The following is a 10,163-nucleotide window of genomic DNA, read 5'->3' on the forward strand; positions in this document are numbered from 1 at the left end:
CGGAAGTGTGATCGGTGTTTCGCTGTCCCGATTCGGAAGGCACCGACATTGTTCAGATCCGACCGCTCCCACCGAGCCCGTAAGCTGCTTGCCTCGTCGGCTGTCGGCCTCACGCTGGCCCTGGTCGCCGGCGCCACCCCGGCCGTCGCGCATCCGTCCGCCGGCACCGCGCCGACGATCTCGACGGCGCCGGGCATCCTCGCACCCGGGGTGACCTACCGGGAGTTCACCCGGCCGACCGCCGGAGTCGAGGTGCCGCTCCATCTCGTCGAGGTGGATCTACGCAACCCGCTGGTCACGGTCGACCTGATCACGGCGGGTGCGGTCACGGCCCGGGAACCGATCTCCGAGCAGGCCGACGAACGACGGGCGATCGCCGCGGTGAACGGCGACTTCTTCAACATCAGCAACGCCCAGCCCGGGGTCGAGGTGACCGGATCAGCGGTCGGCCCGGCGATTTCCGGCGGGAACGACCTGAAGGCGGCCGTACCGAACGGGCAGCGGTTCGGCCCCGGGCTGCCACCGGGTACCGCCACCTCCGACGTCCTCGGGGTCGGGGTGGACCGGGTCGGCCGGCTCGCGCGGGTCGGCCTGACCGGCACCTTCTCGGCCGGCCGGGAACGTTTTCCGGTCACCGGCTTCAACCAGTACGCCCTGCCGATGGGCGGGGTCGGGGTCTTCGACAGCGACTGGGGCACCGTCTCCCGTAAGCGGTCCACCTGCGGCACCGACACCAATCGCGCCGCGCCGTGCAGCATCGACACGTACGAGCTGAGCGTCCGGCACGGCCGGGTGGTCCGGACCGGCACGGAGCCGGGTGCCGGGGCGATCGCCCGGGACACCGTGGTGCTGGTCGGCCGGGAGCAGGGCGCCGAGACGCTGCGCCAGTTCGAGGTCGGCGACCGGGTACGCGTCGACTACGACCTGGTGCCGGACACCCGGATGCCGTTCCGGTTCGCGGTCGGCGGGTTCCCGATCCTCCGGGACGGCGAGCCGCTGGCTGGGCTGGACGGACGGACCGCCGCCATCCGTACCGCCGCCGGGGTCAGCGCGGACGGTCGTCGCCTCTACCTGCTGGCCGTGGACGGCGCCGGCCCCGGCCTGACCATCCTCGACCTGGCGCTGACCCTGCGTGAGCTGGGCGCCGCCAGCGCGGTCAACCTCGACGGCGGCGGGTCCACCACCCTGGTCACCCGGACCGTGACCGAGCCCGCCGTCGAGGTTCGGAACCACCCGTCCGGCGGCGCGGAACGGCCGGTGCCGAACGGCATCGGAGTCTTCTCCCGGCTGGGCTGACCGGCGGCCAGCGCCGGCTCCGGATCGGCTCCCCACCCGCCTTCCTCCGGACGCTGGGCTCCGGTCAGCGTCGCGGCACCGCGTCGGCGACCGCGCCGGGCACCGGCTGGTAGCCGGCCGCCCGGGTGCTGAACGTGCCCCGCCCCTGGCTCCGGCTGCGCAGCCGGGTGGCGTAGCCGAACAGTTCGGCCAGCGGCACGGTCGCGGTGACCACCACGGTGCCGGCCCGGGTGGTCGAGCCGGCGACCCGGCCGCGCCGGGCCGCCAGGTCGCCCAGCACCGCACCGACGGCGTCCTCCGGAACGGTCACCGTCACCTCGACCACCGGTTCCAACAGGACCACCTCGCTGGCGGCCAGCGCCGCGCGCAGCGCGAGCCGGCCGGCGGTACGGAACGCCAGCTCCGAGGAGTCCTTGACGTGGGTGGCACCGTCGGTCAGGGTGACCCGCAGCCCGATCACCGGGTGGCCGCCGAAGGGCCCGTCGGCGAGCGCGTCCCGGCAGCCGGCCTCGACCGCCCGGACGTACTCCTTCGGGACCCGGCCACCGACGACCGTCGAGGCGAACTCGAACTCCGGTACCTCGCCACCGCCAGTCGTCGGGTCGGCGTCCAGGGGTGTCACGTCGAGCACGACGTGCGCCCACTGGCCCGCGCCGCCGTCCTGCTTGACGTGCCGGTACACCAGTCCGGAGACGCCACGCAGGACGGTCTCCCGGTACGCCACCTGCGGCCGGCCGACGACCACCTCCAGACCACGGTCCTGACGGATCTTCTCCACCGCCACCTCCAGGTGAAGTTCACCCATCCCGGAGAGCACGGTCTGGCCGGTCTCCGGGTCGGTCCGGACGGCCAGCGACGGATCCTCCTCGACCAGCCGGGCGAGTGCCGAGGCCAACCGTCCGGCGTCGGCGCTCCGGCGCGCCTCGACTGCGACCGAGACCACCGGGGCGGCGGCGGTCGGCGGTTCGAGCAGCAGCGGCGCCTCGGTGGCGCAGAGGGTCGCGCCGACCCGCGCCGACTTCAGCCCGACCACCGCGACGATGTCGCCGGCCACCGCCCGGTCCACCTCGGTGTGCCGATCGGCCTGGACCCGCAGGATCCGGCTGATCCGCTCGGTACGCCCGGTTCCGGCGTCCCGCACCACGCCTCCCTTCTCGACGGTGCCCGCGTAGATTCGCAGGTAACTCAGCCGACCCGTGCCGGTCGAGTTGACCTTGAACACCAGGGCGGTGAACGGCCCCGCCGGGTCGGCGGGCCGCTCCCGTGGCTCGCCGCCGGGGGTGCTGCCGCGCACCGCCGGAACGTCCAGCGGCGACGGCAGGTAGTCGACGACCGCGTCGAGCAGCGGCTCGATCCCCCGGTTCCGGTACGCAGAGCCGCAGAGCACCACCAGGCCGTCCCCGGTACGGGTCAGGTCCCGCAGCACGCTCCGAAGCGACTCGGCGGACAGCGTCGACCGTTCGCAGTACTCCTCCAGCGCGGCCGGATGCCGCTCGGCGACCGTCTCGACGAGCGCTCGGCGGCGCCGCTCCGCCTCCCCGCACATCTCGTCCGGTACCGGCCCCTCGACGGGACGCTCGGCGCCGTCGGCCCAGACCAGCGAGCGCATGGTGACCAGGTCCACCAGGCCGGTGAAGCCCTCCTCCCGGCCGATCGGCAACTGCACCACCAGCGGGGTGGTCCGGAGCCGGTCGCGGATCGACCGGACCGCCGCGTCCAGGTCGGCGCCGGCCCGGTCCAGCTTGTTGACGAAGGCGATCCGGGGTACGCCGTGCCGGTCGGCCTGCCGCCACACCGACTCGCTCTGCGGCTCGACTCCGGCGACACCGTCGAAGACCGCGATCGCGCCGTCGAGCACCCGCAGGGCCCGCTCCACCTCGTCGGCGAAGTCGACGTGTCCCGGGGTGTCGATCAGGTTGATCCGGTGTCCGGCCCACTCGCAGCTCACCGCGGCGGCGAAGATCGTGATGCCGCGGCGACGCTCCTGGGCGTCGAAGTCGGTGACGGTCGTCCCGGCGTGCACCTCGCCGCGCTTGTAGGTGGCTCCGGTGGCGTAGAGGATCCGCTCGGTGGTGGTGGTCTTGCCGGCGTCGACGTGGGCGAGGATGCCCAGGTTACGCAGCCGGAACAGGGAGTGGGAAACGGTACGGTGCAGCTCGGTACGCACGGCCGATGGCCTCTCTGGGTGGTCTGTCGACTCTGACGGCGCGATTCCTCCGGACGCGCCCGGCCGGTACCCGGCCAGGCGGATCTCCCCGAGCCAGCCGCGCCAGCGGCAGCCGTCAGCGGCCAGCCCGTCAGCAGCAGCCGACAGCGGCAACTGACAGCGGCAACCGGCGGCCGACCTCGGCGACAGGACAGCCACGGCGACTGCGACGGCAGCCACGACAGCCACGGCCACAGCGATGGTCACGGCGGCGGCGGTGAGGGTCGGCGAACGGCTCAGGGATGCGTCACGGAACTCCGGTGCGGCCGCGCGGGCCGGCACCGGATGTCAGGAAGACGCCAGAATCACCCGGTGCAGCGACTGGGGAATGACGACAGCGGTGCGGTAGCGCACGGCCGGCTCCCCTCACTCGTCGTCGCACGCGTCCGGCCACGGACAGGCCAAGATCGCGCTGGGCTGGTCACGAGTGTACTTAACCGAGACTCCGCGCACAGCCCGGTTATCCGCCACCCGGTCACTCCAGCGGCGTCCCGGCCGTCGAGCCGGGGCGGGTCAACCACCGGTGCCCATCTCCTGCTGAGCCTTCTCCAGCGCCGCCGCGATCTCCGGCTCGCCGACCTGCTGCCCGCTGGCGATCTTGCCGAAGAGGTCCCGCATCAAACAGAACCGGCGCAGGCCAGCGCTCGGACGGGTACCGCTACTCGTCGGCCGCGTCGTGGGCGAGCAGCGCGAGCTGAATCCGGTTGTCGAGGTCGAGCTTGGCCAGCGCGCTGGAGACGTACGCCTTGACCGTGCCGACGGACAGGAACAGCCGGTCGGCGATCTCGCTGTTCGACAGCCCCTCCGCCACCGCGACGGCGACCGCCCGTTCCCGTTCGGAGAGCAGCCCGAACCGCTCCCGGGCCAGTTCGCGGCGCTGGTCGGGTCGGCAGTGCGGGACGGAGCCCGCGACGTGGTCGATCAGGGTACGGGCGACCGTCGGGGAGAGCACCGGCTCACCGGTGGCGGCCCGGCGCACCGCGTCGACGATCTGCTCCGGCGGGGTGTGCTTGACCAGGAACCCGGCCGCGCCGTTGCGGAGCGCGTCGAGGATCGTCGCGTCGGCGTCGAAGGTGGTCAGCACGATGACCTCCGGACGCTGCCCCGACCGGGCGGTGATCGCCCGGGTCGCCGCGATCCCGTCCAGCAGCGGCATCCGGACGTCCATCAGCACCACGTCCGGGCGCAGCCGGGTCACCGCGTCGGCGACGTCGGCACCGTCCGCCGCCTCGCCGACGACCTCGATGTCGGGCGCCCCGCCGAGCATCAGCCGCAGGCCGGTCCGGACCAACGCGTCGTCGTCGACCAGGAGTACCCGGATCGCGTCACCCGGAGTCATGCCGGCCAGGGTAGCCGGGTGGAGAGCCGGAACGTCCCGCCGACCACACCGTGCTCGATGGTCCCGCCGTCCAGGGCCAGCCGCTCGGCGAGCCCGGTCAGCCCGGCACCGGCACCGGGAAGGTCGGCCGCCGTACGCGGGGACGGCAGCGGATTGGTGATCGTGGCGGCGATGCCGCTGCCGGGATCGACCTCCACCCGTACCGTCACCTCGGTCCGGCCGGCGTGTTTCCGGGCGTTGGTCAGACCCTCCTGGACCGTGCGGTAAACCGTACGCTGCACCGCCGGCCGTAGCGACTCGGCCGCACCGGGCGGGCAGACCATCTCGAACACCACCCGCTGACCGGCCGCCTGCGCCTCCTGGACCAGTCGGAGGATGTCGGCCAGCCTCGGCTGCGGCGCCGACCGGTCGTCCGTACCGGAGTCCGGGTGCGGCTCGCCGCCATCCCGGTCACCCCGCTCCGGCCGCAGTACGGCGAGCACGTCGCCCAGCTCGACCAGGGCCTGTCGGGCGTTGTCCCGGATCACCTCGATCGCCCCGCCCAGCTCCGTCGCGCCCAACGGCGCCCCGGCACCGGCGTCGGACTGCGCCGTCCGGTACGCCAACGCGCCCGCGTGCACCGAGATCAGCGAGATCCGGTGCGCCAGTACGTCGTGCATCTCCCGGGCGATCCGCTCCCGCTCGGCCCGGCGGGCCCCGGCCAGTCGGCGCCGCTGTTCGGCACGCTCCCGGTCGACCTCCCGGCGCAGGTTGGTGATGAGTTGCCGACGGGCCCGGACCGCGATCCCCCAGCCGAGCGGCACCAGGTACATCAGCAGAACCATCGTCAGGTACGCCCACCGGGTGACGCCGGGCGGCGGATTCTCATATCCGAACGCCAGCGAGGGCACCAGGTGCAGCACGGTGAGCAGGGCCGCCGGCAGCCAGTTGCGGTGCACCGCGACGGTGAGCACCATCACCAGGGCCGCGCCGAGCCCGGTGGCCGCCAGCGCCACCACCAGCACCATCGCGACGCCGAGGAGGATCGGGAAACGCCGCCGCCACCACAGGGCCAGGCAGCCGACGGCACCGACCCACGGGTCGATCGTGAGCATCCAGCCGGGGATCGTGTCGACGTAGTGCAGCGGTACGCTGCGCCAGGTCCACGCCCACACGAGCATCGCCAGGCCGAAGAGCACGAGATCCACGAGCCAGTCCCGGATGGTGCGCCGGCGCCGGCCCGTACCGCCGGGTCCGGTGGGGGCGGACCCGGATGGCACGGCGGTGCCGGCCCAGCCTCGACCGGGCCACCGAAGGCGTCGGGCCAGCTCCATACACCGAGCCTACAAACGGCCGGTCCCACCGAAGGGCTGGTCAACCGGCCAACAGCCCTGGCCAGCCGACCAGAACCGATGGCCGACCGGCAGCAGCGCCGGGCCGGGTCCGTACCGCAACGTCCAAGGATGGGACCGCAGCAGACCTGATCCGGCGAGCCTTCACCGCACCGGCACCGAATGTCGCCTGGTGCGGCGACATCACCGAGATCGTCACTGACGACGGCAAGCTTTACCTGGCCACCGTGATCGACCTGTACTCCCGGCGGATCCTTGGTTACGCGATGGGCGCGCACCATGACACCAGCCTGGTTGTCGCCGCGCTGAACATGGCCGCGGTCACCCGCGGCGGCGACGTGGCTGGGGTGATCTTCCACAGTGATAGGGGTAGCGAATACTGCTCGGCCGACTTCGCCCGCGCCTGTGCCCGATGGAAGGTGCGGCAGTCGATGGGCCGGGTCGGCTCGTGCTTCGACAACGCCGTCGCCGAGGCCACCTTCTCCACCCTCAAGGTCGAGTACGTCCACCGCCGCCGGTTCCGTACCCGTAACGAGGCCCGCATCAAGATCGCCACCTGGATCACCGACTTCTACAACAACCGACGCCGGCACTCCGTCTGCGACGGACGCTCACCGATCAACTACGAACGATCAACGGTCCGGGCTCAGGAGGCCCAAGCCGCATAACGGAGTCCTCCACGATTCCAGGGGATTGACATGGCCGCGGTCACCCGCGGTGGCGACGTCGCTGGAGTGATCTTCCACAGCGACAGGGGCAGCGAATACTGCTCGGCCGACTTCGCCCGGGCGTGCGCCCGCTGGAAGGTACGCCAGTCGATGGGCCGGGTCGGCTCGTGCTTCGACAACGCCGTGGCCGAGGCCACCTTCTCCACCATCAAGGTCGAGTACGTCCACCGTCACCAGTTCCGCACCCGTACCGAGGCCCGGCTGAAGATCGCCACCTGGATCACCGACTTCTACAACCGCCGACGCCGCCACTCCGTCTGCGACGGACGCTCACCGATCGACTACGAACGATCAACCACCCGCGTCCTGGAGAGCCAGGCCGCATAACCGAGTCCTCCACGATTCCAGGGGATCGACACTGGGGTGGCGATGGCGGGGTGAGGGTGAACAGGCTCCGTTCGGGTTCCTCCGATGGTCGGGCGACGGGACCTACCCGTACTCCTCGTGGGGTTCCAATCCGCGTGCGCCGGCACGAGAGAACAGCGAGCCGCCCGCCACCGCTATGAGCATGCCTACGGTGAGGTTCGCTGCGCTCGGATGTGCCAAGACCACGTCCCACCACACCTCGCCGTGCTTTGAGAAGTAGCAGATAAGGAGATAGAGCAGTGGCGCCGCCGCGACGTAGCGCATCGGCAGGATCGTCGAGACTGCGAACGTCGTGGACGCGCAAAAAATCGCACCGCGCGTTACCGGGAGGAAGAACCACCACGATTCGAGGATGAGGCACACTGCCGCAACCCCGGACAGGATTGCGAGCATCAGACCAGCCACCAGCATTGCCCGGAACGGCCAGAGGGTTCGTGCCGCAGTCAACTCCGCCGCGTCGGACTGCGGCAGGGTGAGTAGCACGGCTGAGATGCAGGACGCTACACAGAGTGCGAAGATCGGCGCACCGAGGTTTGGAACGTACGCGTACCTCGACTGCGGCGGTATCTGCCCGGCAAGGAAACAAGACACCCCAATTCCTGCGACCATCAGTGTCGCTGCCCAACCGACTCTGTGCACCCGAATGAAGATGTACACCTATAGTCCGCCGAGCGCTTCGTCTGTCGTCGCTGAGGCGCCGTTTGTGGAGAGGAGGGCGATACCTACGACCAGGAGGAGGCCGGTTACCCACAGGAAGGAGGAAGGAAGGCGGCGGGGATTGGCCATGGTGGCCGCGGAGCCACCGAGCAGCGCAAGCGTAACGCCCGCGAACCAGAAGATTTCTCCGGCGACCCACATCGGCTGCACGGTTCCGGAGAGCTGGTCTCCGAAGCCGGTGCCCAACCACTGCATCCACGAGTCGTCGCCGACGATCGAGAAGGTTGCTGCGAATAGGTAACTGGCTACAAATGCGGCCGGCACAGCAAGAAAGGGGCGGAGGAAAGCTCCGACAAACTGACCGATCGCGACGCTGACGAACAAGGCTGCTATAGACACCGCAATGACAGCGACGGCCGGAAACGCGGCTGCCGTCAAGCCCGAGCGGACGCCAGACACGACCACGAAGAGGATCCAGCCTGCGGAGAGCGGCACCGCAGCCGAGACGAACTGAACTGCCGTGCGACGAAGCGGCGTCCGCGCGGCGGTGACCGTGTAGTCACGTCCAGAAAACCGGCTATGGCGTGCTGCGAGCAATGCAGTCAAGGCACTACCGACGGCGCCTGCCAGGATCAGCGATTCCAGTTGACGTCCGGCCAGCTCTTGAAGGTTTCGGGGCTGGTCGGCAATCCGCAGAAGGTAATCTGCGAGGTCATAACTCAAGAAGGCGACAAGAGCGACGATGACGATCGTTGCGTACCGCCGGTCGAGATAGAAGCGGGCGGCGCTCATTACCGCCTCCCTGTGAGTGCCGCGTACCCTCCATGAACGGTGGGAACTTGCTCGCCGGCCACCTCGGCCCGAGCTGCCAGCGCGTCCACAGTTCCCTGGAAGATCGACCTACCGCCCAGCATCACCACGACGTTCGAGCAGACGGACGCGACATCCTCAAGTAGATGGGTGCTAAGCAAAACAGCGTGATTGCGCCCCAGTTCTGAGACGAGTGCACGAAAACGCTCCCGCTGATCAGGATCGAGTCCGGCTGTTGGCTCGTCCAACAGAATCAAGTCAGGGTCGTTCACTAGTGCCATCGCGATGCCGAGCCGTCGCAGCATTCCGCCCGACAATGCTCGCGTCCGCGACTGTGCGCGATCGGCCAGTTCAACCTGTTCAAGCACGATTTTCGCTTTGCGCATGGCCGCCGCATTCGTTAATCCCTTCAGCCAGCCCACATACGCCACCTGGTCGATTGCGCTGAGATGACTCAGCACCAACGGCTGCTGCGCGGCGTAGCCTATACGGCTGCGTAGGTCATCCAGTTTGTGCGTGGCGCGCGCATCCTCTCCGAATAGCTGGAGGGTCCCGCCTTGTAATGGTATCGCCGTCGACAGTGCTCGCACCAGGGTTGTCTTGCCTGCGCCGTTCGGGCCGATCAGCCCTGTGACGCCGGTCGACAGTTTGAGATCGACTGAGTAGACAACGGTGCGGCGTCGAATGCGTATTTCGGCGTCTCGAAGATCCACGATAGGATCGCTCACATCTCCGACCCTTCCCTTAGGGAGCTTGGGCGCCACCCTAGCACTGGATTACATCGCTGACTAGCAATGCCAACGAACTCCGGAGTGTCGTCGTGGGTCGGCTGCGGGTGTGCGGACATGGGCGCTGGTCCGGTCTCGTCTGAGTTGATCCAAGCGCATCCTCCCCGCTGTTCCCAGTTTGATCTACGCCTCGATGTAGGGTCGACTCGGGAGGGTGGCCCGGGAAACGCGGACCGTCGAAGTGGCCGGCGCCGCGCCCCGGGCCAACCCACGAATACGAGGTGGGCTGCTCTCTAACAAGACTTCCGGGTAGTCCTGCCGCTCAGTAGCGACGGTGGTCCCCGCCGAGCAGGGCGTCAACAATTCATGGTGCGTCCCGAACTCTGATTAGCCGGCTCGGAGTTGATCTGCGACTCGATGTAGATGGTGTCATCGTCCTGGCAGGTCGTGGTCGAAACCGTCTCGCTTCTATCGTTCGTGAACGTCACCGATTCCTGATCATGCGTGACGTCAGGCTGGTTGTTGCGGTCCTCCTTGATGCGCCCCCATAGCGTTGCAGGAGAAACGGTGGTGGTGCAGTGAAGTGATCTCAACGACTTTGCGGTAGGTACTTGTACTCGAAATGGGTCAGGTGCAAGGCTGCGGCGATGATGTCTCCGATTCGGCGGGGGCTGGCGGTCGTATGTCGTAGCGTCTTCCATC

General features: G+C 69.3%; 10 protein-coding genes. 3 read left to right on the top strand and 7 right to left on the bottom strand.

Annotated elements, in window-relative coordinates:
- Positions 1-48: 48 nt before the first annotated feature.
- Positions 49-1,296, top strand: a complete 1,248-nt coding sequence (locus ABNF97_RS27455; protein ID WP_349340296.1) for a phosphodiester glycosidase family protein — start codon at positions 49-51, stop codon at positions 1,294-1,296.
- Between the two features lie 64 nt (positions 1,297-1,360).
- On the opposite strand, the gene fusA is transcribed toward ABNF97_RS27455, so the two are convergent.
- From fusA to ABNF97_RS27470, 3 genes are all read right to left on the bottom strand, one after another.
- A complete protein-coding gene (gene fusA / locus ABNF97_RS27460) occupies positions 1,361-3,463 on the bottom strand; it encodes an elongation factor G (protein ID WP_130462404.1) in 2,103 nt (700 codons plus the stop codon).
- Positions 3,464-4,160: 697 nt separating this feature from the next.
- Positions 4,161-4,841 carry a response regulator gene (locus tag ABNF97_RS27465; RefSeq protein WP_349340297.1) on the bottom strand — a complete coding sequence of 227 codons (681 nt, stop codon included), beginning with the start codon at positions 4,839-4,841 and terminating at the stop codon, positions 4,161-4,163.
- Entirely contained in the window at positions 4,838-6,028 is a 1,191-nt protein-coding gene (locus ABNF97_RS27470) for a sensor histidine kinase (RefSeq protein ID WP_349340298.1), read from the bottom strand. The genes ABNF97_RS27465 and ABNF97_RS27470 overlap by 4 nt, the downstream gene beginning before the upstream one ends.
- 65 nt (positions 6,029-6,093) lie before the next feature.
- Here ABNF97_RS27470 and ABNF97_RS27475 point away from each other — a divergent pair, with 65 nt between their 5' ends.
- Complete coding sequence (locus tag ABNF97_RS27475; RefSeq protein ID WP_349340299.1) at positions 6,094-6,840, top strand: IS3 family transposase; 747 nt, start codon at positions 6,094-6,096, stop codon at positions 6,838-6,840.
- A 30-nt stretch (positions 6,841-6,870) separates the two neighbouring features.
- The gene (locus tag ABNF97_RS27480; RefSeq protein ID WP_349340300.1) at positions 6,871-7,227 is read left to right on the top strand and encodes an integrase core domain-containing protein; all 357 of its coding nucleotides are present in this window, start codon (positions 6,871-6,873) and stop codon (positions 7,225-7,227) included.
- 102 nt (positions 7,228-7,329) lie between these two features.
- Here the strand turns inward: ABNF97_RS27480 and ABNF97_RS27485 are convergent, their stop codons facing one another.
- From ABNF97_RS27485 to ABNF97_RS27500, 4 genes are all read right to left on the bottom strand, one after another.
- Complete coding sequence (locus tag ABNF97_RS27485; protein ID WP_349340301.1) at positions 7,330-7,749, bottom strand: hypothetical protein; 420 nt, start codon at positions 7,747-7,749, stop codon at positions 7,330-7,332.
- 174 nt (positions 7,750-7,923) lie between these two features.
- Positions 7,924-8,715, bottom strand: a complete 792-nt coding sequence (locus tag ABNF97_RS27490; RefSeq protein ID WP_349340302.1) for a hypothetical protein — start codon at positions 8,713-8,715, stop codon at positions 7,924-7,926.
- A complete protein-coding gene (locus ABNF97_RS27495) occupies positions 8,715-9,461 on the bottom strand; it encodes an ATP-binding cassette domain-containing protein (RefSeq protein WP_349340303.1) in 747 nt (248 codons plus the stop codon). Before ABNF97_RS27495 ends, ABNF97_RS27490 begins: the two co-directional genes overlap by 1 nt.
- 356 nt (positions 9,462-9,817) lie before the next feature.
- Positions 9,818-10,163, bottom strand: a 346-nt coding sequence (locus tag ABNF97_RS27500) for a hypothetical protein (protein WP_349340304.1), incomplete at its 5' end; no start/stop codon positions are given.

This window comes from Plantactinospora sp. B6F1 (genome assembly GCF_040120695.1).
Lineage (GTDB): Bacteria > Actinomycetota > Actinomycetes > Mycobacteriales > Micromonosporaceae > Plantactinospora.

What these genes read in the sequence shown, in the direction of transcription:
- ABNF97_RS27465 (WP_349340297.1), bottom strand. Translation starts at nt 4,841, where the DNA reads ATGACTCCGGGTGACGCGATCCGGGTACTCCTGGTCGACGACGACGCG.
- ABNF97_RS27475 (WP_349340299.1), top strand. Translation starts at nt 6,094, where the DNA reads ATGGCACGGCGGTGCCGGCCCAGCCTCGACCGGGCCACCGAAGGCGTC.
- ABNF97_RS27480 (WP_349340300.1), top strand. Translation starts at nt 6,871, where the DNA reads ATGGCCGCGGTCACCCGCGGTGGCGACGTCGCTGGAGTGATCTTCCAC.
- ABNF97_RS27490 (WP_349340302.1), bottom strand. Translation starts at nt 8,715, where the DNA reads ATGAGCGCCGCCCGCTTCTATCTCGACCGGCGGTACGCAACGATCGTC.